26 protein-coding genes are annotated in these 26,222 nt (G+C 66.0%); 18 read left to right on the top strand and 8 right to left on the bottom strand.

Annotated features, from left to right (window positions below; translation table 11 throughout):
* Window positions 1-208 precede the first annotated feature (208 nt).
* On the top strand, window positions 209-1,354 hold the full coding sequence (locus tag ABWL39_RS03380; RefSeq protein WP_367787162.1) for an acyl-CoA dehydrogenase family protein: 1,146 nt from the start codon (window positions 209-211) through the stop codon (window positions 1,352-1,354).
* 172 nt (window positions 1,355-1,526) lie between these two features.
* On the opposite strand, the gene ABWL39_RS03375 is transcribed toward ABWL39_RS03380, so the two are convergent.
* Window positions 1,527-2,771 (bottom strand): beta-ketoacyl synthase, encoded by a 1,245-nt coding sequence (locus ABWL39_RS03375; RefSeq protein WP_367787160.1) that lies wholly within the window; start codon window positions 2,769-2,771, stop codon window positions 1,527-1,529.
* Window positions 2,772-2,775: 4 nt separating this feature from the next.
* Window positions 2,776-3,018, bottom strand: a complete 243-nt coding sequence (locus ABWL39_RS03370; protein WP_367787158.1) for an acyl carrier protein — start codon at window positions 3,016-3,018, stop codon at window positions 2,776-2,778.
* Window positions 3,019-3,021: 3 nt separating this feature from the next.
* On the opposite strand from ABWL39_RS03370, the gene ABWL39_RS03365 reads away from it, so the two are divergent.
* Together ABWL39_RS03365 and ABWL39_RS03360 are read left to right on the top strand one after the other, a co-directional pair.
* A complete protein-coding gene (locus ABWL39_RS03365) occupies window positions 3,022-3,501 on the top strand; it encodes a hypothetical protein (protein WP_367787157.1) in 480 nt (159 codons plus the stop codon).
* A gap of 180 nt (window positions 3,502-3,681) precedes the next feature.
* Window positions 3,682-4,188: a hypothetical protein gene (locus tag ABWL39_RS03360; RefSeq protein ID WP_367787155.1), complete on the top strand. Its 507-nt coding sequence runs from the start codon at window positions 3,682-3,684 to the stop codon at window positions 4,186-4,188.
* A gap of 458 nt (window positions 4,189-4,646) precedes the next feature.
* Here ABWL39_RS03360 and ABWL39_RS03355 read toward each other — a convergent pair whose 3' ends face one another.
* Window positions 4,647-6,563: a lipase family protein gene (locus ABWL39_RS03355; RefSeq protein ID WP_367787153.1), complete on the bottom strand. Its 1,917-nt coding sequence runs from the start codon at window positions 6,561-6,563 to the stop codon at window positions 4,647-4,649.
* Between the two features lie 115 nt (window positions 6,564-6,678).
* Between ABWL39_RS03355 and ABWL39_RS03350 the strand changes: the two genes are divergently transcribed.
* The 7 genes from ABWL39_RS03350 to ABWL39_RS03320 all read left to right on the top strand — a co-directional run bounded on the left by ABWL39_RS03350 (window position 6,679) and on the right by ABWL39_RS03320 (window position 10,057).
* Window positions 6,679-6,876, top strand: coding sequence for a hypothetical protein (locus tag ABWL39_RS03350; protein WP_367787152.1), 198 nt, complete (start codon window positions 6,679-6,681; stop codon window positions 6,874-6,876).
* Entirely contained in the window at window positions 6,873-7,130 is a 258-nt protein-coding gene (locus tag ABWL39_RS03345; RefSeq protein WP_367787150.1) for a (2Fe-2S)-binding protein, read from the top strand. Before ABWL39_RS03350 ends, ABWL39_RS03345 begins: the two co-directional genes overlap by 4 nt.
* Window positions 7,131-7,133: 3 nt before the next feature.
* On the top strand, window positions 7,134-7,430 hold the full coding sequence (locus ABWL39_RS03340; protein WP_367787148.1) for a SelT/SelW/SelH family protein: 297 nt from the start codon (window positions 7,134-7,136) through the stop codon (window positions 7,428-7,430).
* Window positions 7,431-7,511: 81 nt separating this feature from the next.
* Window positions 7,512-8,084 (top strand): MFS transporter, encoded by a 573-nt coding sequence (locus tag ABWL39_RS03335; protein ID WP_367787146.1) that lies wholly within the window; start codon window positions 7,512-7,514, stop codon window positions 8,082-8,084.
* 37 nt (window positions 8,085-8,121) lie between these two features.
* On the top strand, window positions 8,122-8,988 hold the full coding sequence (gene hslO / locus ABWL39_RS03330) for an Hsp33 family molecular chaperone HslO (protein ID WP_367787144.1): 867 nt from the start codon (window positions 8,122-8,124) through the stop codon (window positions 8,986-8,988).
* Window positions 8,989-9,002: 14 nt separating this feature from the next.
* A complete protein-coding gene (locus tag ABWL39_RS03325; RefSeq protein WP_367787142.1) occupies window positions 9,003-9,371 on the top strand; it encodes a hypothetical protein in 369 nt (122 codons plus the stop codon).
* A 29-nt stretch (window positions 9,372-9,400) separates the two neighbouring features.
* Complete coding sequence (locus ABWL39_RS03320) at window positions 9,401-10,057, top strand: fumarylacetoacetate hydrolase family protein (RefSeq protein ID WP_367787141.1); 657 nt, start codon at window positions 9,401-9,403, stop codon at window positions 10,055-10,057.
* Window positions 10,058-10,106: 49 nt separating this feature from the next.
* Here ABWL39_RS03320 and ABWL39_RS03315 read toward each other — a convergent pair whose 3' ends face one another.
* Entirely contained in the window at window positions 10,107-11,054 is a 948-nt protein-coding gene (locus ABWL39_RS03315; RefSeq protein WP_367787139.1) for an MBL fold metallo-hydrolase, read from the bottom strand.
* Between the two features lie 388 nt (window positions 11,055-11,442).
* Between ABWL39_RS03315 and ABWL39_RS03310 the strand changes: the two genes are divergently transcribed.
* The 6 genes from ABWL39_RS03310 (at window position 11,443) to ABWL39_RS03285 (ending at window position 20,191) form a co-directional block, all read left to right on the top strand.
* Window positions 11,443-13,236 (top strand): acyl-CoA dehydrogenase C-terminal domain-containing protein, encoded by a 1,794-nt coding sequence (locus ABWL39_RS03310; RefSeq protein ID WP_367787138.1) that lies wholly within the window; start codon window positions 11,443-11,445, stop codon window positions 13,234-13,236.
* 759 nt (window positions 13,237-13,995) lie between these two features.
* The gene (locus ABWL39_RS03305) at window positions 13,996-15,366 is read left to right on the top strand and encodes a bifunctional enoyl-CoA hydratase/phosphate acetyltransferase (protein ID WP_367787137.1); all 1,371 of its coding nucleotides are present in this window, start codon (window positions 13,996-13,998) and stop codon (window positions 15,364-15,366) included.
* A 1-nt stretch (window position 15,367) separates the two neighbouring features.
* Window positions 15,368-16,555 (top strand): acetate/propionate family kinase, encoded by a 1,188-nt coding sequence (locus ABWL39_RS03300; protein WP_367787135.1) that lies wholly within the window; start codon window positions 15,368-15,370, stop codon window positions 16,553-16,555.
* A gap of 132 nt (window positions 16,556-16,687) precedes the next feature.
* Window positions 16,688-17,467, top strand: a complete 780-nt coding sequence (gene fabI / locus ABWL39_RS03295) for an enoyl-ACP reductase FabI (protein ID WP_367787133.1) — start codon at window positions 16,688-16,690, stop codon at window positions 17,465-17,467.
* A gap of 95 nt (window positions 17,468-17,562) precedes the next feature.
* Window positions 17,563-17,964, top strand: coding sequence for a peptide-methionine (R)-S-oxide reductase MsrB (gene msrB / locus ABWL39_RS03290; RefSeq protein ID WP_367787132.1), 402 nt, complete (start codon window positions 17,563-17,565; stop codon window positions 17,962-17,964).
* Between the two features lie 58 nt (window positions 17,965-18,022).
* The gene (locus tag ABWL39_RS03285; protein WP_367787131.1) at window positions 18,023-20,191 is read left to right on the top strand and encodes a patatin-like phospholipase family protein; all 2,169 of its coding nucleotides are present in this window, start codon (window positions 18,023-18,025) and stop codon (window positions 20,189-20,191) included.
* 50 nt (window positions 20,192-20,241) lie between these two features.
* On the opposite strand, the gene ABWL39_RS03280 is transcribed toward ABWL39_RS03285, so the two are convergent.
* The 3 genes from ABWL39_RS03280 to ABWL39_RS03270 all read right to left on the bottom strand — a co-directional run bounded on the left by ABWL39_RS03280 (window position 20,242) and on the right by ABWL39_RS03270 (window position 21,640).
* Window positions 20,242-20,670 carry a DUF6691 family protein gene (locus ABWL39_RS03280; protein WP_367787129.1) on the bottom strand — a complete coding sequence of 143 codons (429 nt, stop codon included), beginning with the start codon at window positions 20,668-20,670 and terminating at the stop codon, window positions 20,242-20,244.
* Complete coding sequence (locus tag ABWL39_RS03275; RefSeq protein ID WP_367787128.1) at window positions 20,667-21,083, bottom strand: YeeE/YedE family protein; 417 nt, start codon at window positions 21,081-21,083, stop codon at window positions 20,667-20,669. The genes ABWL39_RS03280 and ABWL39_RS03275 overlap by 4 nt, the downstream gene beginning before the upstream one ends.
* 209 nt (window positions 21,084-21,292) lie before the next feature.
* On the bottom strand, window positions 21,293-21,640 hold the full coding sequence (locus ABWL39_RS03270) for a GFA family protein (protein WP_367787127.1): 348 nt from the start codon (window positions 21,638-21,640) through the stop codon (window positions 21,293-21,295).
* Between the two features lie 526 nt (window positions 21,641-22,166).
* On the opposite strand from ABWL39_RS03270, the gene ABWL39_RS03265 reads away from it, so the two are divergent.
* A complete protein-coding gene (locus tag ABWL39_RS03265; RefSeq protein ID WP_367787125.1) occupies window positions 22,167-24,521 on the top strand; it encodes an EAL domain-containing protein in 2,355 nt (784 codons plus the stop codon).
* A 152-nt stretch (window positions 24,522-24,673) separates the two neighbouring features.
* Window positions 24,674-25,390, top strand: coding sequence for a hypothetical protein (locus ABWL39_RS03260; RefSeq protein ID WP_367787123.1), 717 nt, complete (start codon window positions 24,674-24,676; stop codon window positions 25,388-25,390).
* On the opposite strand, the gene ABWL39_RS03255 is transcribed toward ABWL39_RS03260, so the two are convergent.
* A complete protein-coding gene (locus ABWL39_RS03255; RefSeq protein ID WP_367787121.1) occupies window positions 25,376-26,194 on the bottom strand; it encodes a tetratricopeptide repeat protein in 819 nt (272 codons plus the stop codon). The two genes, ABWL39_RS03260 and ABWL39_RS03255, sit on opposite strands and share 15 nt — an antisense overlap.
* Window positions 26,195-26,222: the final 28 nt, after the last annotated feature.

Genomic DNA, 26,222 nt, shown 5'->3' with positions numbered 1-26,222 from the left:
AAGCGGGTTTGCTGCACAGCGCCTTGCCTGTGCAGTCCCCAGCATAGTTGCTGCGGCGCTGGATTGCCGAGCCTCGCCCCAGTCCATTCCGGTCACTCGCAACGAGCGTCCTCGTCATTGTCAGGGGTGGGGGCGGCCTTCATGCTGTCGCGGCCTGTCGATGCCTGCCTGGGCGGCATCGCTAACTGCATCAAGACCATGGAGGAGCATGATGAATTACACGTCACCCTGGATGGATTCGGAGCTGGAAAGCTTCCGCGATACCGTCCGCCGTTTTGTTCAAAACGAGATCACACCGTTCGAAGAGCAGTGGGCCAAGCAGCAGCATGTCGACCGTGGCCTGTGGCGCAAGGCGGGCGAGCTCGGGCTGTTGCTGGCGGATATTCCCGACGAATACGGCGGCTCGGGTGGCAGCTTCGCGCATCAGTGCGTGGTGTTCGAGGAGCTGAGCTTTGCCGGCAACAGCTCGTTTGGCATTCATGTGCATGCGATCGTCGCCCACTACCTGCTCAACCAGGGCACCGAGGCGCAGAAGCGCAAATACCTGCCGCGGCTCGCCAGCGGCGACATGGTGGCGGCCATCGCGATGACCGAGCCCGGCGCCGGCTCCGACCTGCAGGGCGTGCGCACGCGCGCCGAGCGGCAGGGTGAGCACTATGTGATCAACGGCTCGAAGACCTTCATCTCGAACGGCTACCTGGCCGACCTGATTCTCGTCGTGGCGAAGACCGATCCGGCCGCCGGGGCGAAGGGCACCTCGCTGATGCTGGTCGAGACCAAGAACTGCCCCGGCTTCCGCGTCGGCCGTATTCTCGACAAGATCGGCCAGAAGGGGCAGGACACCTGCGAGCTGTATTTCGACGACGTGCGCGTGCCGGCCGACAATGTGCTCGGCGGGGTCGACGGGCAGGGCTTCTATCAGTTGATGACCGAGCTGCCTTACGAGCGCCTGATCGTCGGCGTCAGTGCCGTGGCATCGATCGAACATGCGGTGCAGCTGACGGTCGATTACACCCGCGAGCGCAAGGCTTTCGGCAAGGCCCTGATCGAGCTGCAGAACACCCGTTTCAAGCTGGCCGAGTGCAAGACGCAGGCCGTGGTGGCGCGTACCTATGTCGACCGCTGCATCGTCGACATGCTGGAAGGCCGTATGGATGCGGTTGGCGCCTCGATGGCCAAGTACTGGCTGACTGATCTGCAATGCCAGGTGATCGACGAATGCCTGCAGCTGTTCGGCGGCTACGGCTACATGAACGAGTACCCGATCGCGCGCATGTACGCCGATGCCCGGGTGCAGCGCATCTACGGCGGTGCGAACGAGATCATGAAGGAAATCATCGCGCGCGCGTTGTAAGGCGCGTGTCGCTCGCCTGTTTTCCGACGGCAATCGGCGGGGATTGCGGCAAACAGACAGGCGGGCGCATTGCTTGCCGGCAGGGCCGTGCTTGCGCGGTGTTGACGGCGATTGCCATCGGGCGGCCCGCTGGGCCGCCCGTCTGTTTTTTCGATGCCGGCGATGCGCCGTGTCAGTTGACCCGGCTGGCGATCAACACCGCATTGCTGCCGCCGAATGCAAACGAGTTCGACATCACATGCGCCAGCATCGGCAGCGGCCGGGGCCCCTCGGCGACATAGTCGAGATCGCATTCCGGGTCCGGCGCGTGCAGGTGGCAGGTCGGCGGTGCGGTGCGGTACTTGAGTGCGAGCACGGCGGCGGCCATCTCGATGGCGCCGGTCGCGCCCATCAGGTGGCCGTGCAGCGCCTTGGTGGAGCTCACCGGCAGCCGGATGGCGCTGTCGCCGAACACGCGCTTGATGGCCTTGGTCTCGGTGACATCGCCGACCCGGGTCGCGGTGCCGTGGGCGTTGATGTAGCCGATGTCCTCAGGCTGCAGGCCGGCATCGTCGAGCGCGCCGCGCATCGCGGCATACTGGCCGTCGGCATCGGGCTTGACCATATTGCTCGCATCGCTGGCCGAGCCGAAACCCGACAGCTCACCGTAGATGCGCGCGCCGCGGGCCCGGGCGGATTCCAGCGTTTCGAGCAGGAACATCGCCGAGCCTTCGCCCAGCACCAGGCCGCTGCGGTCGGCGGAGAACGGCCGGCAGGCGGTGGCCGGCCCGTCTTCGGTCGGCGTGGCGAGAGTGTGCATCGCTTCCCAGGTCTTGAACACGCCATAGGTCAGCAGCGCATCGGTGCCGCCGGCCAGCATCATGTCGGCATAGCCGTGGCGGATGCTGCGCATCGCCTCGCCGATCGCGATGGCGGCCGAGGCGCAGGCGACCGAATAGGTGTAGGACGGCCCCCTGAGGCCGAGCCGCAGCGAGATCTGCGCCGCCGGGGCATTGTGGATGCTGGCGACCAGGGTGAGCGGTGGCAGGCGGCTCTGGCCCTCTTTCAGTAGCGTGGTATAGGCACTCTCCAGTGCATTGGCGCCGCCCATGCCGGTACCGATCGACACGCCGAAGCGCTGCCGCTCGGTGCCCTCGGTATCGAGCCCGGCATCGGCCATGGCCTTGATCGCGCAGGCTACGGCGAACTGTGATGCGCGATCGACGCCGGCCAGCTGCATGCGGGTGAAGTAGGGGGCCGGGTCGAAGTCGACGGTGGCCGCCAGCGGGGTCTCCAGCGCGTCGGCAAAGCCGGATTCGAGCCGGCGCACGCCGGATCGCCCGGTGATCAGGTTCTCGAAGAACCCGGCCGGGGTGTCGCCGACCGGGGTGACCAGGCCGATGCCGGTGATGACGACCCGACGCAGTGGGCGGGCCATGGCCTTAGACCCGGGCCTGCTTGCGCAGCAGGCCGTCGACGACATCGACGACATCCTGCAGGGTATCGATCCTGACATTGCTGTCGGGGAAGTTGATGCCCAGCACTTCTTCGATGCGGAACACGAATTCCGCGATGCTCAGCGAATCGAGCCCGAGCGATTCCATCGACTGATTGGGGTGGACCGTGGCGGGGTCGGTGCCGAATTCTTCGTGCAGCAGGTTGGTCAGCGTCGCAATGGTGCTCATGATGTGTCTCCCTTATGGATTTACCTGTTGGTCATTTTTGGAAGCCGTTTGCTGGCCACTCCAGCACTTGCATGGGGCTACCTGCATCGTGTGAACCCCGCCCCGTCTGCCTTGCCGGGCATCGTGCCGAGGCACGGCAAGGCAGGACAAAGGGATGAAATTTCAGGCGATCGGCTCCCGCGCTTGAGCGTGGCAAGCGGCGGCATTCACGCATGGAGTTTTAGCTCTATTTATTGCTTTATGCAATATAGATTTGTAAAAAAATCTAATAAAATCAAAAGGCTGTCGTATTGTCTGGCAATCGTATGGATGGACTGGCGTACTGTCCGTCGCGAGCCGGCAACGTTGCTTTTGTATGCCGAGACGTGGCTGACCAGCGGCCGACAATGCCTGCCCGCGCGCTGCCGGCATGGCGGAAACAGGATTGATCGGAATGCGGGAGATCAACCGGCCCGTCCAGGCCATTTCATGCTGATCGACTGAGCCCGGCGCCGCCGCCCGGCTGGCGTGGCGAGCGCTGCCGTGGGGGTACCACGCGGGCCAGACAGCGGCACCCGGCGAATGGCCGGCGGGGCACGCCGATGTCGCCACTGCGGGGCCAATTGCCCTATCATGTCGAGCCTTGCGGCAGCCGATGCCCGCTGACTACCGATCGACCCCCACATGCGCGCCATATCCCGCACCTTAGGCCTGCTAGCGCTGGCCATTACCGCCGTTCCGTCCAGCGCGAGCGCCGCGATTTCCGCGCCGGCCGAGCAGTTCGTGCTGACTGGGCCGGCCTATGCGCTGCGCCGTTGCGACCTGGCGATCGGGTCGTGCGGGAAGGATGCGTTCGCGGTGCAACTGCTGGACGACGGCGAAGCCGATGACGAGGGGCGCGTGCACAAGCGCTTGTCCTTGCCGGGCATGGAGTTGCAGGTGGTCGCGCCGGGAAACCGCCCCAGCGCGTATTTCATCCAGACCCTGACCATTTCCGCGCCGGCCTGGCCCCTGCCGTACAAGCTGAAGATCGGCTCGACCCGCAAACTGGTCGAGGGCAAGCTCGGCAGGCCGAGCTCGTCGACCGGCCGCTGCAGCACCTACGCCAGCGGCAGCCGTGCGGCACGGGCGGAATTCTGCTACGCATCCGACAAGCTGAGCCGCCTGACCTGGAACCGCACCCCCGAATAGTCCGTCAGCCCGGTGCGAGCAAAGCCGGGGCACGGCCTGCTGCCCGACTCGGGCTGTCTGCTGTCAGCATGCGGGGAGGTGTGCCGGTTCGCCGTGCCGATTCCGTGGAGCATAAAGCAGACCGTTGCCGCACCGACCGCCGGTTTGGGGCTGACCATGGCCGGCCTGGCTTCTGCCTATGTGAGTTCTCGACGTTTGTCGGTGCTTTGCCTGCGTACCTTTGCCGCAGAGAGACCGCTGTCGGCGACAATGTACACGCCGGTGCCGGGCGTGCGCGCCTTTTGCGCTCGGGGCTTGTTGCCGCTCGGTGGGGCGTTGCGCGGTACGCCGCTCATCCTGCCCTGGCTTGCGGCGATCCGTCCCCGTCCCAGGGCTGCCCGGCGTTGGCCGGCCCTTGCCTGGAAAGGGCGCTGAGCCAATAGCCACGGGCAGGCTGCAAGCCACGCCCCTGGCCGGGCTCAGCCCAGGTTGGCTTGCAGCAGGCGCTGGTATTCGCTGATCGAATGGTCGCCCAAGGCTTGCTTGAGGCCATCTTGCCAATGGTTGCCGTCGAAAGGCACGACATCGAGCAGGATCTGCCACAGGCCGGGCTCCAGATGGGCGATGCCGTCGGTGTCGAGATACAGGCACTGGCCGGCGTGGCGGTATTGCATGGTGCGGGTCGGCACGCGCGGCACCAGGTCGCGGTGGTTGACGATGCGATAGGTGATGCCATGCAGGCCGACATCGTAGTCCTGCGAGAACACCAGGTCGCCGACGCGCGGCTGGCCATAGGTGTACACCGCCGTCAGGCACAGCCCGCGCTGCTTGAGCACCATGGCGCACAGGGCGGCCAGCGCGCCGCCCAGGCTGTGGCCGGTGATGATGAGGCGCTTGTCGCGCAGGCTGTTGATCAACTGCTCGTCGAGCACCAGCCGCAGCGCGTCGGCGAAGCCCTTGTGCACGGTCTGTTGTACCGGCATGTGGTCGAAGCCTGCCTGCGCCCAGTGCACATGGGGGAAGTCGATGTCGGCGCGCACGTCCATCCACTCCTTGAGCTCGGTGCCGCGAAACGCCAGCACGGCGGTGCTGGCGTCGTCGCTGGGGGTCAGCAGCACGGCCTGGGTGCCGCGCCGGCTGAAATACTGGTCGATGACATAGCGCCGGCTGCCAAGCGCTAATGTCTGGCCGACATCCGCCGCCAGGGCGCGATAGGCATAGGACGACACATGGGCGTAGCAATAGGCGTCTGTCAGCAGCGGCTGGGCTACCGTGCAGGCCGGCGTGGCGGCCACCGCCGCTGCCGGGCTGCCGGCTTGTGCTGCAGTCTGGTCAGTCGTGGCAGCTGCATCGGGTTCGTCCTTGGAGCGTAGCGAGGTGCGCACCTTGAGCAGTTTCTGCAGGGTGTTGAACCAGAAATCGGCGCCGAACAGCAGCGCGAAGGCGGTGATCAGGTAGCCCAGCAGCATCTGCAGCATGGCGCCCCAGCGGCGCTGCTCGACCTGCGCGGCGGTATCGGTCGCCTGGGTTTTGGTCCAGCCGAGCACGGGCAGCGAGCCGATGTCCTTCTTCAGCTGTTCGAGAGAGTTGCCTGCCGGTGCTGGCGGTTGCTGGGGTTGGCTGCTGTCGGTGGTGCTGGCCGCTGGTGCGCTGCTTTCTGTAGCCGTGTTGGGGGCGGCGGCTTTGGCGTCGGGTGCTTGCGCCGTTGCCGCCGGGGGGGCCTGCTGGGCGTCAGCCGGGTTGCCGTCGCTGGGCTTGTTGGCTGGCGTGGCCGGCGGGTTGGCAATCTTCGCTTCGGCCTGCTTGACGATCGCATCGCGCAGCATCGGGTCGGTGTAGAGGTCGCCGAACAGACGGATCGAGTCGGCATTGGCTGCCACCGCGATCAGCACGGCCAGCAGCAACATGCGGTGCTTGGTCTCGCGCGCGAATTCGCCGGTCATGCGCTCCATGGTCTGGTTGAACCACTTGCCGATCTCGACCGCGAGCGCCGTGTCGTCGCCGCTGTGCCTGAGCATCAGCTGCGCCAGGTTGGCCTGCCCCGGTGGTATCTTGCCGTCGGCGTTGGGTGGCGGCGGCATGCGCTCCGGCCCGGCATGGCGGAACCAGGCGATCAGCCGCGCCGACAGCATATTGGTGGGGATGTAGGAGGGGAAATCGCTCTTGTGCCACCACGATCGCACCGGGCGCGTCCACAGGCTCTGTAGGTCGTCGCCGTTGATGATCTCGTCCTTCGCCCTGTCGCCGAACAGGCGCACCAGATGGCGCTCCAGATAGTAGCCGCGGCGATTGCGCAGATTGTTCCAGGCCTCCATCACGGCCGAGCACACCGAGCTCAGCAGCAAGTAGACGAGGCTCAGCCCGATCAGGACATCGAGCACGCGCAGATCGACCATGATGCTACTCCCGCTAGGTGTTGCCCCGTTATAGCAAATTCTGCGCCGGCCGCAGGCGGAACGAGGCCCCGCGCGGCACTCGCGACGACGGCTGAAGAGGTTCTAAAATACGGTCATGAGCACGCTGAAGAATCCACCCGACGAGCACGATCCGGACAAGCTCAAGGGTCCCGGCGGGTTGACGATGCGCGAGATCCACGCCGCCACCCGGCAAAGCCTGGCGCGCGACCGGGCGGCCGTGGCGCCGCCGCCCCCACAGCCCTGGTGGCGCCGTGTGTGGCAGCGCCTGCTGGGCCGGCGCGCATCGCCATGAAGCTCTGCATCGACCGTTGCGCCTGCCGCCGCGTCAGTTTCCAGTCCCTGCTGGCGCTGGTGGGCGACTGCGCTGGCGATGTCGATTGCGTCATGCTGCTGACGGGCGCCGGCCTGCAGTGCGGCCGCTGCCGGCCGTGGCTCGCGCGGGCGCTGCGCGAGCACCTGCCGACGCTGGAGGTCGAGCTTGACGGGCGGGCCGACGCAGCGGAACTGCTGCAACATTTTCAGCCAGATGAACCAGAGAGAGGCTAACGCTTGAAACCCATGAAACCCACCGTATCGATCGAATACTGCACGCAATGCCGCTGGCTGCTGCGGGCCGCCTGGATGGCGCAGGAGCTGCTGACGACCTTCGAGGATGAACTGGGCGCGGTATCGCTGCACCCGGGCACCGGCGGCATCTTCCACATCGCCATCGATGGGCGCGAGATCTGGGACCGCAAGGCGCGCGACGGCTTTCCCGATATCAAGCAGCTCAAGCAGCTGGTGCGCGACGCGGTGGCGCCCGAGCGCAGCCTGGGCCACAGCGACCGCCCGGCTGATCATGGCTGAGCCGGGCGTCCACAGCGGGGCGCCGCTGCGGCGCGGTAGGGGCGAATCGGGTAAAATGCCGAGTTTTGCGGTGAGCAGATCATGACCACCCTCGTTGTCGTACAAAAGCAGGGCATGGTCGCCATTGCCGGCGACAGCCAGTCCACCTTCGGCGACACCCGCCTACCGGCCCAGTTCGACGCGGCCTACAACAAGATTTTCCAGCTCGGCGACAACTATCTCGGCATTTCCGGCAGCGCCGCGCACGACCTGGTGCTGCAGAGCGCGCTGCGCAAGCAGAAGAAGCTCGACCTGTCGAGCCGTGCCGCGATCTTCGAGACGTTCCGCAAGCTGCATCCGGTATTGAAGGAAGAGTTCTTCCTCAAGCCCGACGAGGAAGAGGACGACCCTTACGAATCGAGCCAGCTGACGGCGCTGATCGCCAATCCGAAGGGCATCTTCGGCGTCTATTCGATGCGCGAGGTATACCAGTTCGAGCGTTTCTGGGCCATCGGCACCGGCCGCGAATACGCGACCGGTGCCATGCACGCGGTGTACGACTCGGCCCTGTCCGCCGAGGAGATCGCGCGCGTCGGGGTCGAGGCGGGCTGCCAGTTCGATATCAACTCCTCGCTGCCGATGACCTTGTATTCGGTTGCCACCACCCCCACTTGATGCGTTTCGCCCGCTTGCCGGGCATGTCGAGGTTGCAATGAAAGATTCCCTGTCCCGTTTCCTGTTTGACGGCGCGCCCGTGCGTGGCGAGCTGGTCACGCTCGACCAGACCTGGCGCGAGGTGCTGGCGCGCCACGACTACCCGCCGGTACTGCGCTCGCTGCTCGGCGAGCTGATGGCCTCGGCTGCGCTGCTGTCGGCCACGCTGAAATTCAATGGTGCGCTGATCATGCAGCTGCACGGCACCGGCGCCTTGCGCCTGATGGTGGTCGAATGCAATGCCGACCTGACCATGCGCGCGACGGCGAAGTGGGAGGGCGAGGTCAGGCCGATGCCGCTGTCCGAGCTGCTGGGCAATGGCAAGTTTGTCATCACGCTCGACCAGCAGAACGGCCAGGCGCCGTATCAGGGCATCGTCGCGCTGGAGGGCGAATCGATTGCCCAGATGCTGGAGAACTATATGCAGCGCTCCGAGCAGCTCGACACGCGCTTCTGGCTGGCCGCCGACGACAAGCGAGCGACGGGCCTGCTGCTGCAGAAGCTGCCCGCCGGCCAGGGCGACCCCGATGCCTGGGACCGCGCCAAGTATCTCGCGGGCACCATCACCCAGGGCGAGCTGCTCGACCTGCCGCCGCGCGAGGTGATCCATCGTCTGTTTCACGAAGAAACCCTGCGCCTGTTCGACGATCACCCGATCGCCTTCCGCTGCTCGTGCTCGCGCGAGCGGGTCGGCAATATGTTGCGCATGGTGGGCGAGGCCGAGGTGCGCAGCCTCATCGAGGAGCAGGGCAGCATCGAGATCCACTGCGAGTTCTGCAATACGCGCTACGACTTCGACCCGGTCGATGTCGAGCAGGTATTCGCCGCACCGATCAGCCAGCCGGCGAGCGACACGCGCCATTGAGGGGTGGGCAGATCATGAAGCGTGTCTGCCCCGCTTGTAGCAAGAGCCTGGGCTGGTATGGCCGGCATCTGACACGGACGCGGGGCGAGGGCATTGCCTGGTTCAAGGCCACGGCTTGCCGCTATCGCTGCACCCATTGCCGTACCGAACTGCAGGCCAGATTTGGCAAGACTGGCCGTATTGTCATCTGCCTGGCGCTGGGGCTGATGCTGGCCCAGTTGACGGTGATGCTGGCGCTGATGAGCCTGGGGCCGGATACCTGGATTCGATTCAAGGCGGCGGTCGGTGGGTATCTCCCGTCGTTCATGGCTCCGCTATGGATTATCCTGAGTGCTTTGATCCCGCCCCTGTTCATCGAGTACACGCTGCCCGACAAACCCTGACCTCATCCCGAACGGAACAAACCTTCATCATGCCTCACGTCATCCTGCAAGCCGATCGCCGCGAAGTGCCGGTTTCCAACATCTTCTGCATCGGTCGCAATTACGCCGCGCACGCGGCCGAGCTCGGCAACCAGGTCGAGCCGGCACCACTGGTCTTCATCAAGCCGACCTCGGCGCTGCATGCGATGGACCAGCCGTTGACGCTGCCCGCGTTCTCGAACGATGTGCACTATGAGACCGAGCTGGTGCTGCTGATCGGCAAGGGTGGCAAGAATATTCCCGAGCAGGCGGCGCTCGAGCATGTCGCCGGCTATGGCCTGGGCCTCGACCTGACTGCGCGCGACATCCAGGCGGTGGCCAAACAGAAGGGCCTGCCGTGGACCCTGTGCAAGGGCTTCGACGGCGCGGCCTGCATCTCGGAATTCGTCGCGCCCGATACCATGGCCGACATCGACCACGTGCGCTTCGGCATGAGCCTGAACGGTGAGCCGCGGCAGGCTGGCGACACGGCGCTGATGCTGTTCAGCGTGCCTTACCTGATCCACTACCTGTCGACGATGTTCACGCTGCAGCCGGGAGACCTGATCTACACCGGTACGCCCGAGGGCGTGGGCAAACTCAACAGCGGCGACCGCCTGTCGCTGACGCTGATGGATCGCCCGCTGGCGACGCTGAGCATCGCCTGATCCAGCCGCATTGACATGAAAAAGCCCGGTTGAACCGGGCTTTTTTGCGTCAGGCGGGCAGGCTGTCGAGCCAGAATTCCAGCCCCTGCGCATTGAGCTCGATGTCCATGGTCAGCCAGTCGCGCGCCTGCGCCTCGCTGCCCGCGAAACCCTGCGCCTGCAGCCGGTGCCACAGCCAGCCGAACAACTGCTCGCAGATCAGCCGGTGGCGCGCCGCACCGGCATCCTGCAGACGCAGGGCGATCTCCACGAAGGCATCGAGCCCGGCGTGCAGGTCGGCCTCCAGCCGCGGCACCTCGGCTACCCGGCCGTAATGGGTCAGGTAGACGGCCTCCGGCGCCAGCGCGGCAATGCGTTCGATCGAGGCATGGGCCGCCTCGGGGTCGAACTGGGGCGGCGTCGTGGTCGGCAGCACGAAGGGCCGGCCGCCGCAATCGAGCGCGCGGTAGGACAGCCCGAAGGTGTCGCCGCTAAAGACGCCGTTGCTGCCGCTGTCGTGAATGCAGACGTGGTGCTTGGCATGGCCCGGGGTATCCATGAAGCTCAGCGTGCGGCTGCCGAGCGTGACCTGGTCGCCATCGTGCACCTCCCTCACGCGTGCCGCCGGCACCGGCGTCAGCTGGCCGTAGGTGCGCGCCATTTCGGCCTCGCCGTATACCTGGGTCGCGCTCTTGTACAGCACGCGCGGGTCGATCATGTGGCGTGCGCCGCGCGGATGCAGCAGCAGCGTGGCATTGGGCAATTGCTGGATCAAGAGGCCCGCGCCGCCGGCGTGGTCGAGGTGGACGTGGGTGAGGATCAGGTAGCGCACCTGCTCGGGCGCCACGGCCCGGCTGGCGAGGGCCGCCATCAGCCGGGGCACCGAATAGTTGGTGCCGCAGTCCACCAGCGCCGCTTCATCGCCGTCGACGATCAGGTGGGACGCTGCCAGGCCGCTACGCTGGAACTCCACGTCGATGGCGCTGACGCCGTGCGGATAATCGGTAATCGCAGTCATGCGCGCATTCTAACCAAGAGAGCTTATGCCAGGCGGAAATGTATGGGGTTCGGCCGCATATTATGCTGCAACGCATCAAAATTGTCCGGGATTATGATTTGTTGCTCCGCACCAATTTTGCAATGCAAGGCATATTTTTTTGTTTGATTAACTTAATGATTATTAATGATAAAGTACGTTTTGTTTGATGTCGATCAAACGACCGTTTGAAAATTTCTTGCAGAAAATTCCAGAGGAGCGTAGTGTACTCACCCAACACCCCGGCCGAATGTTAGACCAGCCCCAAGGGCTCGTTTTTTCACTCTGGCAGCGGTGGCCAAGGGTTATTACCGACTGTCTGCAAATATGCCTCAAGGCATTGCACGGAAATCTAATCGGAGAGTTTGAGATGGCTACATACAAGGCGCCGCTGCGCGACATGCAATTTGTAATGCACGAGTTGTTGGAAGTCGAAAAAACCTTGTCGACCCTGCCGGGTTACGAGGAAGCGACCGCCGACGTCTTGAATCAGTATCTCGAAGCGGCAGCTGCGTTTGCTGAAAACGAAATCGCCCCGCTGAACCGTGCTGCCGACGAAGAAGGCTGTCATTTCGAAAACGGCGTCGTCACCACGCCGGCCGGCTTCAAGGACGCGTACAAGCAGTTCTGCGAACTCGGCTTCACCGGTGTCGATTGTGACCCGACCTACGGCGGCCAAGGCATGCCGCACACGCTGGGTTTCCTCGCCAGCGAAATGTTCAGCGCTGCCAACATGGCATGGGCGATGTACCCTGGCCTGAGCCACGGCGCCTATAACGCGATCCACGCTCACGGCGAGCAGTGGATGAAGGATCTCTACCTGCCCAAGCTGGTTGACGGCACCTGGACCGGCACCATGTGCCTGACCGAGCCGCACTGCGGTACCGATCTGGGTCTCCTGAAGACCCGCGCCGAGCCGAACGGCGACGGCAGCTACAACATTACCGGCACCAAGATCTTCATCTCGGCCGGCGAACACGACATGTCCGACAACATCCTGCACCTGGTGCTGGCTCGTCTGCCGGATTCGCCCAAGGACGTCAAGGGCATCTCGCTGTTCCTGGTGCCGAAGTTCGTACCCGATGCCAACGGCAACCCGGGCGAGCGCAACACTGTTGGCGCCGGCTCGATCGAACACAAGATGGGCATCAAGGCCAACTCGACCTGCGTGATCAACCTCGACGGCGCCAAGGGCTGGCTGATCGGTGAAGTGAACAAGGGCATGGCCTGCATGTTCACCATGATGAACGCAGCGCGCCTCGGCGTGGGTGTTCAAGGCCTCGGCATCGGTGAAGTCGCGTTCCAGAACGCCGTCACCTACGCCAAGGAACGCGTACAGATGCGCTCGCTGACCGGCACCAAGCGCCCGGAACTGCCGGCCGACCCGATCATCGTGCACCCCGATGTCCGCCGCATGCTGCTGACCGGCAAGGCATACACCGAAGCTGGCCGCGTGCTGTCGACCTGGCTCGCACTGAACCTCGACATCGAAGCCAAGTCGACCGACGCCCAGACCGTTCAGGACGCCGCTGATCTGGTTGCGCTGCTGACGCCGGTTGCCAAGGCCTTCATGACCGACAACGGCTTCACCATCGCCAACGAAAGCATGCAGGTTTATGGTGGCCACGGCTTCATTCGCGAGTGGGGCATGGAGCAGTTCGTCCGTGACGCACGTATCGCCCAGATCTACGAAGGCACCAACACGATTCAGGCACTCGACCTGATCGGCCGCAAGGTGCTGCTGGATCAAGGCCAGAAGCTGCGCAAGTTCACCAAGATCATCCACAAGTTCGTCGAGGCCAACAGCGCCGACGCGCAACTGAAGGAATTCACCGAGCCACTGGCCAAGCTGATGAAGGATGTCGGCGACGTGACCATGCACGTCGGCATGCAGGCGATGATGAACAAGGACGAAGCCGGCGCCAACGCCGTCGACTTCCTGCGCCTGATCGGCCACCTGACCTTCGGCTTCTTCTGGGCGCAAATGGCCAAGGTTGCCTACGCCAAGATGGAAACCGGTGACAAGCAGTTCTATCAGGCCAAGGTTCACACCGCGCGCTTCTACTACGCTCGCCTGATGCCCGAAACCGCAACGCTGCTGGTTCGCCTGCGCGCCGGCACGAAGAGCCTGATGGATCTGGAAGAGGATTCCTTCATTCTCTAAGTAACACCCTGGCAAGGGCCTCGCGGCTCTTGCCAAGATTTCGGGGCGTCTCCCCGAAAATATTCGGAGATACCCTGTCGAATTGCCGGCAGCCGTCACCGGATACTTCTTCGACCCTTCGATTCATTCCCGGCCCCCCAAAGGCCGGGTTTTTTTTAGAACGGCTGAGCCACTAAGCCCTCAAGCGGGCTTAGTGGCCAGCCAGTTCTTATCTGCCGGTGCGCCGCAGGCGCGTCGGCAGGCAGAACACCTCAGCCTTTCTGCCGATGTGCCGCAGGTGTGCTGACAGGTTGGGGGGACGTGCTTTGGTACTGGTACAAAAACCAGCATCAGTAGAATCAACGAGTTATATCCCGTATTTAGCGCAACAATTGGCACCCGATGAAGCCATTTGCGTTTCTTTGCACCCTTTTGGGCACTGATTGCGCCAGCATTCACCAGTAAATCAACAGCTTACTGGGCGGTGACAAAAGAAACGCAAGAAAGTGTCAAATCGCTCGCTAACCCACATTCGTCGCTGTCTGTGAGTCGCAGATGCGCCAGCAGGCTGAATCCCTCAGCCTTGCGCCCCCCGTCCGCCCCCGCCTTGGACCGTCTCCGTCCGCCGCCTGCCCTGTTTTCGCTGCAAGGCACAAGCCGCCATTCTCCTTTTCCAGCCTGACTTTGCGCTTGAACAAGGCGTCGTGCGCGGTGCAGTGCAAAAATCGCAATCAATTTATGCTCTAATCTGTCAGAACCAGCGAATACCGGAGTTAAGCGATGACCCTGATTGAAAACCATACACTGACCGAACTGCACGTGGGCATGCAGACCGCGTCGACACGTTGCCTGACGCGTAGCGACGTCGAGCTGTTCTCGCTGATGGGCGGGGAGATCGAGACCGCGCAGGTGGCGCCGGGCGGCGAAGGCCGTTTGATGGCCCAGGCCAGCGGCTGTGCGGCGCTGATTTCGTGGCTGCTGTGCAACCGTCTGCCGGGGGCGGGCAGTGCCATCGTGCGCCATGACCTGTGCTCGACCGGCAGCGTGGCTGTCGGCGACGAGATCACCACCGAGGCGCGTATCCTCGAGATCGACGGCGAAACGGGCATCGTGCTGTTCGACTGCGGTTGCCGCAACCAGGATGGCCACGAGCTGCTGGCTGGCCACGTGTGGCTGCGCGCACCGCAGGGCAAGGTATACAGCGAGCCGGAAGCGTTGCCCGAGATCACCCTGCGCCGCCATGATGCGTTCGCACGACTGATGGATGCCTGCGCCACGCGCGACCCGGTGCGTTGCGCCGTGGTCCACCCGTGCGACCACGATTCGCTGCTGGGCGCGCTCGAGGCGATGCGCCAGCGGCTGATCGTGCCGGTGCTGGTCGGGCCGCAGGCGAAGATTGCCGCGACCGCCGCCGCCGCCGGGGTCGATCTCGACGGTATCGAGATCGTTGACGTCGAGCACAGCCATGCGGCGGCGCAGAAATCCGTTGATCTCGCACGCGAGGGCAAGGTCGAATCGCTGATGAAGGGCTCGCTGCATACCGACGAGTTGATGGCGGCGGTCGTGCCGTCGGCCACCGGCCTGCGCACCAATCGCCGCATCAGCCATGTGTTCGTGCTCGATGTGCCGGCCTATTCGCGCCCGCTGCTGGTGACCGATGCGGCGATCAATATCGCGCCGACGCTCGAAGACAAGATCGACATCGTGCAGAACGCGATCCACCTGGCCCATGTGCTCGGCGTGCCCGAGCCCAAGGTGGCGATCCTGTCGGCCACCGAGGTGGTCAACATCAAGATCCCGTCGACGATGGATGCGGCGCTCCTGTGCAAGATGGCCGATCGCGGCCAGATCACCGGCGGCGTGCTGGACGGCCCGCTGGCCTTCGACAACGCGATCAGCCCCGATGCCGCGCGCACCAAGCACATCGTCTCGCCGGTGGCGGGGCAGGCCGATATCCTCGTGGCGCCCGATCTCGAGGCCGGCAACATGCTGGCGAAGAACATGTCCTACTTCGCCGGGGCGGACAGCGCTGGCATCGTGCTCGGCGCGCGCGTGCCGATCGTGCTGACGAGCCGCGCAGACAATGTGCGCTCGCGCCTGGCCTCGGCCGCCGTGATGGCGCTCGTTGCGCACGCGCGCCGGAGCAAGTGAGATGGCGAGCCTGCTGGTTCTCAATGCGGGCTCGTCGAGCCTGAAGTTCTCGCTGTTCACCGTGGTTGACGGTCACGAGCCGCAGCTCGGCTGGCGCGGCCAGATCGAGGGTCTCGGGGCGCAGCCGCGCTTCTCGGCGGCCGATGCCGGCGGCGGGGGCGAGACTACGCTCGATCTGCCGGCGAACACCCGCCAGCCCGATGCGCTGGCGTTGCTGCTCGACTGGATCAAGCCGCGCCTCGACGGTGAGCTGGTGGCGGTGGGCCACCGCATGGTGCATGGCGGCACGCAGTTCGCCCAGCCGATCCGGATCGATGACGGGGTGCTCGATGCGCTGCGGGCGCTGATCCCGCTCGCGCCCCTGCACCAGCCGCACAACCTGGCGCCGATCGAGGCGCTGCGCGGCTTGCAGCCCGATCTGCCGCAGGTGGCCTGCTTCGATACGGCGTTTCACCGCACCATCCCCAAGGTGGCGCAGTTCTTCGCACTACCGCTCGATTACGCCGAGCGCGGCGTGCGCCGCTATGGTTTCCATGGCCTGTCCTACCAGTACATCGCCGGCCGTCTGGCCGAGATCGACCCGCGCGGCAAGGGCGGACGTACCGTGGTGGCGCATCTCGGCAGCGGCGCGAGCATGTGCGCGATGGCGCGTGGCCGCAGCGTCGCCAGCACCATGGGCTTCACCGCGGTGGAGGGGCTGATCATGTCCACGCGCTGCGGCTCGATCGACCCCGGCGTGATTCTCTACCTCGAAAGCCAGGGCATGAGCCTGAAGGAGGTGGAAACGCTGATCTACAAGCAGTCTGGCCTGCTTGGTATTTCGGGCCTGTCGGGCGACATGCGTCAGCTGCTGGCCAGCGACGACCCGCGCGCGCGGCTCGCGGTCGACATGTTCTGCTACCGCGTGGCGCGCCAGCTGGGCTCGCTCGCGGCCGCCCTGCAGGGGCTCGACGGCGTGGTGTTCACTGCCGGCATCGGCGAGCGCTCGGTGGAAATCCGCCGCCGCGTGTGCGAGCTGGCGGCCTGGCTCGGCATCAACATCGATCCGCGGGCCAACGCGGCACAGGCTGAGCTGATCTCGACGCCGGCGAGCCGCGTTGCCGTGCGCGTGATCCCGACCAACGAGGAGCTGGTGATTGCACGCGGCGTGCGCGATGTCATGCGCCGTGCCGGCAGCCCGCTGCTGTAGCGGCTCCAGAGGCCGCGCCAGGGCTCGTTTCCAGCGCAGATCGCTGGGGCCCGGTCGCATCGGGTCGAGCCGGAGGTTCACGCCCCTGTAAGAGCGCGCATGGAGAATCGACTGATTGACGAAAGGGAAGCCATGATTGAAATCGAAAGCGATCTGCTGATGGGCAAGAAGGCCCTCGTGGTGGGCATTGCCAACCAGCACTCGATTGCCTGGGGGGTGGCGCGCTCGTTGCGCAGGCTCGGCGCCGAAATCGCCGTCACCTATCTGAACGACAAGGCGCGCGCCTATGTCGAGCCGCTCGCCGAGGAGCTCGAGGCGCAGGTGCTGCTGCCGCTCGACGTGCAGCAGCCGGGGCAGATGGAGAGCGTGTTCGAGGCGCTGGATCAGCGCTGGGGCCGGCTCGACATCGGCGTGCATTCGATCGCCTTCGCGCCGATGGATGACCTGCACGGCCGCCTCACCGACAGCTCGGCCGATGGTTTCAAGCTGGCGATGGACGTGTCGTGCCACTCCTTCATCCGCATGGCGCGGCTGGCCGAGCCGCTGATGCGCGATGGCGGCACCCTGCTGGCGATGAGCTACCTTGGCGCAACCAAGGTGGTGCCCAATTACCAGCTGATGGGCCCGGTCAAGGCCGCGCTCGAGTCGGCCGCACGCTACCTGGCCTATGAGCTTGGGCCGGCTGGCGTCCGCGTGCATGCGCTGTCGCCAGGGCCGATGCGCACGCGCGCCGCCGGTGGCCTCAAGGAATTCGACGAGCTGCTGTACGACGCGGTGCAGCGCTCGCCCGAGCAGGATCTCGCCGATATCGACGACGTCGGCGCGGCCGCGGCCTACCTCTGCACCGATTACGCGCGGCGCATGACGGGTAGCGTGTTTTTCGTGGATGCCGGCTACAACATCATGGCCTGAGCCGCCTGGCGGTTCAGCCTGGCTGCAAGCTGCGCTATAGTTCGTCGATAACGAGGCTGGCACGGGCGTCCCCGCCCGCCGGCCCACCATGCATCATGGAGACCGACATGACCGACAAGCGCGAAGCCGACTGGCGTGAAACGCTCAGCGACGAGCAGTACCGCATCCTGCGCCAATGCGGCACCGAGCCGCCGTTCTCGGGCAAGTATTACCACCATCACGAGAGCGGCACCTACCGCTGCGCCGGCTGTGGCGCCGAGCTGTTCTCGTCGGGCGCCAAGTACGAGTCGGGCTCGGGCTGGCCGAGCTTTTACGAGTCGCTGAACAAGGCCGCCATCCGCGAGATCGACGACCGCAGCCACGGCATGCACCGTGTCGAGATCCGCTGCGCCAGCTGCGACGGGCATCTTGGCCATGTGTTCCCGGATGGCCCGGCGCCGACGGGCCTGCGCTATTGCGTCAATTCGCTGTCGCTCGATTTCGAAGCCAAGGCCTGAGCGGCCGCTTGAACACCGGGCGCGGCGCACCAGACGCCGCCCCACACCAGGGAGTTTCATGACACGCCACCTGCTGCTAGGCATGCTGCTGTTCGTCTTGCTCGGTGCGCCTGCCGCCTGGGCACGCCCCAAGGTCGGCCTGGTGCTGGGGGGCGGCGGTGCGCGCGGCCTGGCCCATGTGGGCGTGATCAAGGTACTCGAGCGCGAGCATGTTCCGGTCGACTGCATCGCCGGGACCAGTGCCGGTGCGCTGATCGGCGGCATGTACGCGGCCGGCATGCCGATCGACGAAATCGAGCGGCGCCTGCTCGGCGCCGACTGGCGGGACCTGTTCGATTCAAGGATGGCGCGCCAGAGCGAAGATTTCCGCATCAAGCAGGACGACCGCAACTACGCCTTGCTGCAGCTCGGCGTGAAGGATGGCGAAATCGGGCTGCCGCGCGGCGCGGTGCGCGCGCAGAAGATCGAGCTGTTCATCCGTGAGCTGACGATGAGCACCGGGCCGGAGAGCTTCGACAGCCTGCCGATCCCGTTCCGTGCGATGGCGACCGATCTTGAGACCGGCAATCTCTACGCCTTCGACCGTGGCGACCTGGCCACGGCGATGCGCGCCAGCATGTCGGTGCCGGGGGCGTTCGAGCCGGTGCAGGCCGGCGGCAAGCTGCTCGTCGATGGCGGCCTCGCGCGCAACCTGCCGATCGCCGAGGTCCGCCAGATGTGCCACCCGGACGTGGTCATCGTCGTCAACGTCGGCAGCCCGCCACTGAAGCGCAAGGACCTCGAATCGATCTTCGGCGTGATGCAGCAGATGATCGACATCGGCATCAACCGCAACGTCGAGGAGCAGCTCAGGCTCCTGGCCCCCGACGACATCCTGATCAAGCCCGAGCTCGGCGACATCGGCTCGACCGAGTTCGAGCGCGTGGCCGACATCATCCCCAAGGGCGAGGCGGCCGCGGCCAGCTGGCACGAACGCCTGGCGCCGCTTGCCATCGATGCGGCGAGCTTCGAGGCCGAGCTCGCCAAGCGCCAGACCAAGCGCGAGCCGGCGAGCCGCGTCGACGAGATCCGTATCGCCGCAACCGGCAAGGTCAACCCGGATACCATTTCCGCGCGCATCAAGCAGCCGCTCAACGCCACGCTGGACCAGGATCGCCTGCACCGCGAGCTGCTGGCGATCTACGGCTCGGGCGACTTCGACGTGGTCGACTACCAGTTGATCCACGAAGGCAACCGCAACGTGCTGCACATTCGGCCGATCGAGAAGTACGAAGGCGTCGATACGCTGCGTTTCGGCCTGAGCCTGGCCGCCACCAGCCACGATACCGCCAATTTCACGCTCGACTCCGTCTACAAGAAGCGCTGGGTCAATTCGCTCGGCGCCGAGTGGCGCGCCGGGACATCGATCGGCAACCGTATCGGCCTGTTTTCCGAGTTCTACCAGCCGCTGTCGGCCGACGGCCCGTTCTTTGTCTCGCCGCTGATCCGCTTCCAGCGCCGTTTCAGCAAGCTCTACCAGGATGGCGACGCGGTAGCCGAGTTCCAGGAACGCCATCTGCTGGGGGCGGTCGACCTGGGCCTGAGCCTGGGCGAGTACGGCGAGCTGCGCGTCGGCGCCTTCCGCGACTACGTGACGGGCAGCGTCACCGTGGGCCTGCCGCTGGGCGGCGAACGCGAGAACCTGGGTGGCCTGCGCGCGAGCCTGATCGTCGACAAGGTCAACAACGCCAGCTTTCCCACCGCCGGTGGCACGGTGCGGCTCAGCTACGCGCAGGGCATGCAGGCGATGGGCGGCGACCAGAGCTACCGCCGCGTGGCGGGCGGCTGGGAAGGCGCCTTCAACCTGGGCAACCACGTGATCCAGGCCGCCATGCGCGGCGGCGACAGCCTGGGCACGACGCTGCCGTTCACCGAGCAGTTCACGCTGGGCGGTTTCCTCAACATGACGGGCTATGCGCCGGACGAATTCCGCGGCGACCGCTTCAGCTATGGCCGGCTCACCTATCTGTGGCGCAAGCAGATGCGCTTTGCCAAGGCATTCTATGTCGCGGTGTCGGCCGAGATGGGGCAGGTCGGGCGCAGCAACGACTCGTTCACCAGCGGCGGCACCAAGGGCTCGCTCGGCATGCACGTCGGTTTCGATACCCTGATCGGGCCGCTCTACCTCGGCTACGGCCACGGCGAGGGCGGGCGCAACGCGGTCTACCTGTATATCGGGCCTTATTGAGGGCGCTCAGCCCACATACCCAAGCGGCAGCTTCAGGCTGCTGCCTGTCGCTAGGCGTCGCTCTCGCTGTGGATCTGGCCGGACAGGAGCATGCCGGCGACCATGGCTGCGACGAACAACAGTACGCCGGCGTGGCCGCCGGCGGCGACGATCAGGGCGGGGCCCGGGCACAGGCCGGATAGCCCCCAGCCGATACCGAACAGCGCGCTGCCGGCCAGCAGGCGGCGGTCGATGGGGCGGCGGCTGGTGATGTCCACGGCCTCGCCCGACCAGGCGCGGCGCGATCGCTTCGACCACCAGAAGGCTGGCGTGGCAACCGCGACCGCGCTGGCCATGACCACGATGAGAGATGGGTCCCAGTTGCCGGCGATATCGAGGAAAGCGAGCACCTTGGCGGGATTGCTCATGCCCGACAGGATCAGCCCGCAGCCGAACAGCAGGCCAGCCAGCAGCGGCGTCAGACGTGCGAGGCGGATCATGCCGTGGCTCCGTGGCGAACCAGGTAGACGGTTGCCATGGCGACGGCCATGAAGGTCAGCGTGGCTGCGAGCGAGCGCAGCGACAGGTTGGCGATGCCGCACACGCCGTGGCCGCTGGTGCAGCCGGTGCCGAGCCGCGTGCCCAGCCCGACCAGCAGGCCGGCCAGCGCGAGCAGCCATGACGGGGCGGTGCCAGCGGGCCGGGTGTCGCCGACTACCAGCCACAGCGCCGGCAGCAGAAGGCCGACGAGAAACCACGGGCGCCAGTCACCGGGGCCGCGCCGGCCTTGCAGCAGGTTGGCCGTGATGCCGCTGATGCCGGCGATATGGCCGCTGCCGAGCAGCAGTAAGGCGGCGCCACAGCCGATGGCGGCCCCGCCGGCGACGAGCGGCAGGAGAGAGGTCGATTGCATGATCGGATTCCGGAAGGGGGCTCTGCACGGCGAGCGGGCCGCATGTGCCAAACGCTTTAAGGCGCACTGCGGACGTCTGCGCTTGCGCGCAAAGCGCGAGATTGTGCGTGGCCGGACGGGTTACCGCAAGCCCGGCTCCCGTCGGCCAGCTGCAATCAGGTGGGGTGCCATGACGGAGTCAGGCGCCCGGCCCGCCATCCGTCGCGCACTCAGCGCGAGCGTCCGTCGTACTCGGTGATGGGCAGCGTGGCGAGGTCGACGTTTTCCAGGCAGCGGATGTTGATCGCGGCCATCGGCTTGCCGTCCGGCCCGGTGCCTTCGCCGTAGGGGTGGATGCCGCAGGTGGGGCAGAAGCGGTGCTTGATCCGGTGCTGGTTGAAGGTATAGGTGCTGGCGTTGTCCTCGGACGTCAGCAGGTGCAACTGGTCACGCGGCACGAACCATAGCAGCGATCCCTTGCGCCGGCAGATCGAGCAGTTGCATGACAGGGCTCCGTCGATCTTGCCTTCCACCTCGAAGGCAATGCGTCCGCAGTGGCAGCTTCCTCGATATTTCATCTGGCTCTCCTGGTGATGGAACATGTGAATCGTGGCGCGGCTCCGCCGTGGTAGGCCTGCAGCCAAGCGGCGAGATCGAGCTGCTTTCTCCACCGCATGGCCGCCATGGCACGCTGGGCGTCGTTGGCATCGCTGCTGCCGAGCATGCCGGGCCGGGGGGCGATTGTGTGGGAGCTGAGCATGGCGGTCTCCTGGGGCGGCGGCGGTGGCTGGCCGTGCGCTGGCTTGGGGCGGCAGGCCGTGGCGATCGATGGGGCTTGCCCAAACTTAGGCGAGCCGGCGCCGATTTTCAATACTGTTCTTGCGACCGGCGGTGTGGTCTGGCGGGCCCGTGAGCCGTGGCACGCGGGCTCGATGCGACAGCCGATGGGCGTCGATCCGATTCACCTGTTATCTGCATTGCCAGCGTATAGACTGAAAGTCGAGAAGGCGCGCAACCGCGTCTTGGCCGCCGCTACCAGGCCCCGCCGGTGCAGGCGGATTCTGGCGGGCCGGGCCCATCCGGATAGGTGCCGTATTGGCGAACATGAACGCTATTCCCTCATCGTCGATCGACGCGATGCGCGTGGCCCGCCCGGTGCGCGCCATGCACGCGCTTGGCCTGGCCTACCGCGCCATCCTCCAGGCCAATGGCGAAGACGAGCTGCTGCAGGCGGTGTGCCTTGCCCTGGTCGAAAGCGGGGCCTACACGCAGGCGGGGATCTGGTATACCGACGAAGGTGAGCCGCCGTCGCTGCACCCGATGGCGCAGGCCGGTAGCCAGCCCGATCAGGTGGTATCCGCGTCACGGGATGGCCAGCTCGCCATCGAGGCGATCCGCTGCGGCCGCCCGCTCGTCGCGCTGCCGGGCGGGGCCGGTGCCGTGGCCGAATGCGTGTTCCCCCTGCTGGTGTGGGGCGAGACGCTGCTTGGCTGCCTCGTGCTGTATTCGCCCGAGGCGGGCGTGTTCGACCAGACCGAGACCGAATTGCTCGGCGACGTGGCGGATAGTCTCGCCACCCGCATCCAAGCGCTGCGCGCCCATGCCGTGCTGGCTCACAAGAGCGATCACCTGCTGCTGGTGCAACGCGCCTTGCGCACGCTCAGCGCCGGTAACCGGGTGCTGCTGCGGGCGCAGGACGAGGCGCAGCTGCTGTCCGAAATGTGCCGCAGCATCGTCGAGGTCGGCGGCTATTGCCTGGCGTGGGTCGGCTACGCGATCGACGACGAGGAGCAGTCGATCAGGCCGATGGCGATCTACGGCGAGCACCGCGACATGCTCGACGGCCTGAGGCTGACCTGGGGCGACAACGCCTATGGCCAGACCCCGTCGGGGCAGGCGATCCGCAGCGGGCAGGCATCGGTGCGCCGCCATATCGCTACTGATCCGGGCCTGTATTTTTACCGGGAAGAGGCGGTCAGGCGCGGCTTTGCCGCGATCAGCGGCTTCCCCCTGGTGGTCGACGGCAAGCCCATCGGCTGCCTCACCATCTTCGCCGGCGAAGAGGCGGCGTTCGAAGATCGCGAGCTGTCGGTGCTCGGCGAAATGGCGGAGGACCTGGCGTTTGGCATTGCCACCGCGCGTGCCCGCGAAAAACATGCGGAGGCCGAGCGCACCATCGAGCGCATGGCGTATTACGACAGCCTGACCGAGCTGCCCAACCGCGCCTCGCTCAAGGCGCGGCTGAGCGAGGCGATCGAGGCCGCCCGGCAGCAGCATTGCTCGCTGGCCCTGCTGATGCTCAATATCGACCGCTTTCGCGAGATCAACGAGGTGCTTGGCTACCACGAAGGCGACAACATCCTCATCGAGACCGCGCAGCGTCTGCAGACCCTGCTGGGGCCAGGCTGCATGCTGGCCCGGCTGGCGGTGGACGAATTCGCCGTGCTGATGCCCATGGCCGACGCCGAGCAGGCCATGGACATGGCCCGGCAGATGGCGGCGACCTTCAGCGAGCCGTTCGAGCCTGCCGGCGTGCGTGTGGAAATCCGCGTCAGCATCGGCATTGCGCTCTACCCCGGTCACGGCGAGGAACCCAGCCAGCTGATCCTGCACGCCGATGCCGCGATGTACCAGGCCAAGCGCCAGCGCAGCGACATCGCGCTGTACAGCGGCAGCCCGGAGAGCGACAACCGCCGCCGTCTGCTGCTGATCGCCGAGCTGCGGCGGGCCATCGAGGACAACCAGCTGCTGCTTTACTGCCAGCCCAAGGCGGACATGCGCAGCGGGCGCATCTGCGGCGCCGAGGCGCTGGTGCGCTGGCAGCATCCCGAGCACGGGCTGATTCCGCCCGACCAGTTCATCCCGCTTGCCGAGCAGACAGGGCTGATCAACCCGCTGACCTACTGGGTGCTCAATGCCGCAATGCGCCAATGCTACGACTGGCGCGGCGCCGGGCTCGACATCCCGCTGGCGGTCAACCTGTCGGCGCGCAATCTGCAGGACCCGCGCCTCTTGGACCGCATTGCCGGGCTGTCCGCGACTTGGGGCGCGAGCCCCGATTCGCTGCAGTTCGAGCTGACCGAGAGCACCCTGATGGATGACCCGGAAGGCGCGCTCGACATCCTGCAGCGCATCAAGCAGATGGGGTTCCGCCTGTATGTGGACGACTACGGCACCGGCTATTCGTCGCTGAGCTATCTGAAACGCCTGCCGATCGACTCGCTGAAGATAGACAAGTCCTTCGTGATGAGCATGCCCGAGGAGCGCGATTCGTATGCCATCGTGCGTTCCACCATCGAGATGAGTCACAACCTCAACCTCGAAGTGGTGGCCGAGGGCGCCGCCAGCCAGCAGATCTGGGCGCAGCTGACCGCGCTGGGCGCCGATGTCGGCCAGGGGTCGTACCTCAGCAACCCGATGCCGGCCGAACAGTTCCTCGGCTGGCACGGCGGCCATTGAGCGTTCGCACCGGGCCTGGCAAGGCGCGTCAACCGGGCCGGCCGCCAAGCGTTGCCAGATAGGCCGCGGCGCGACTTCCACCACCGCCGGCTTGCTCGCCTGCCCGGCACCGCCCCGGCCGCGCCCGATTGTGTTGTCTCCCCGGACCTGCCATGCAGATTACTTTTCGTTGCGACCCCGCCCTCATCGACGTGCTGCCGCGCCCGATCCCGGCCCGCCAGGCCCTGCCGGAGTGGCTGCGCGCCATGCCCACCAAGGCCTTCTCCGAGCTGCACGGGCGCGACATCCGCACCGTCAAGCAATGCCCGCCGTTCGTGGATGCGATGTCGCACGGCTTCATGATCCTGCTGCCGTGCGATGTGCGCGTGGACCATGGCCGTTTCGCCTGGGATTGGGCCCAGCCGCCGCTGACGGTGGAGCACCATCCGCGCGCACCCCTGAGCTTTCATGTGCCCGAGCAGCTGCGTGGCGCACCGTTTCACGATGGCCGCTCGGCCGCGCTCAAGTTCAACAGTTTCTGGACCATCGAACTCGAACCGGGCTGGTCGCTGCTGGTGACGCACCCGGTGAATCGTGATGACCTGCCGTTCCGTCTGTTGACCGGCCTGGTCGATGCCGACCGCTTCACCGATGCCGGCATCAACTTTCCCGCCATCTGGGCCCGCCCCGATTATTGCGGCGTGCTGCAAAAAGGCACACCGATCGCCCAGTGCTTCGTCGTGCCGCGCGACAGGCTGGAGCTGGTATGCGAGCCGCTGTCCACCGAGCGCGCGCGGCGCTACACCCGCCTGGTGGCGGAGGTGATGGATACGCCGGGGGTCTACCGGCGGCTGTTTCGCGTCAAGCGGGGCGGCTCAGGCCGCGAGTAGGCGCCGCAGGGCGTCGATGTCGAGGCACAGCCGTCCGCTTGGCGCCGCGCTCAGGGCGAAGGCGATGCGGCCGAAGGTATCGGGCCGCAGACGATAGGCCAGCCGATAGTGCGCCAGCGCGTCGTCGATCCGGCCGCTTTCCTGCTGCACGATGCCGAGGTTGACGGCGGCCTCGGCGTCGTCCGGGCGCAGTGCCAGCACCTTGCCGAATGCCGTGATCGCGCCGGGGAGGTCGGCCATGTCCTGGCGCAGCATGCCAAGGTTGAACCAGGCGCCGGCCTGTTGCGGATTGAGCGCCAGTCCTTGTTCGAACGCGGCGCACGCCGTTGCCGGGTGCCCCGCCTGGCGCCGGGCCGTGCCCAGGCCAAACCACACGGCTGCCTGCTGCGGCTGGGCGGCGGTCGCGCGTTCCAGCAACTCGGCCGCGGCGTCAGCCTGATCCAGCTTGAGCAGGGCGTCTGCGGCCAGCAGCGCGGGCTCGGGCTGCGCGGGCGCGAGCGCTGCGGCTTGCGCGAAGCTGATGGCGGCAGCCGCCGCATCGTCGTCAGCCAGTGCGGCGCGGCCGGCCAGCAGCAAGGTTGGCACATGCCCCGGGCGCGCCCGCAGGCTGCGCTCGGCGTGGCGCCTGGCCTGCCGCGCGTCGCCGGCACCGAGGCAGATCAGGGCCAGCAGCTGGTGCGCGGCCGCATGCTCGGCGTCGGCCGCCAGTATCTGCCGGCAAAGCTCGGCAGCGCGGGTGGCGTCGCCACCGTTATAGGCGGCGATCGCGGCGGCGGTGAGCGCATCGGGTTGAGCTGGGGCCATGGCGTGACAGGGCAGGGATGATCGTGCC

It is taken from the genome of Chitinivorax sp. PXF-14 (assembly GCF_040812015.1).
Taxonomy (GTDB): Bacteria; Pseudomonadota; Gammaproteobacteria; order Burkholderiales; family SCOH01; genus JBFNXJ01.
This window is presented reverse-complemented; position numbering and strand designations above follow the sequence as displayed.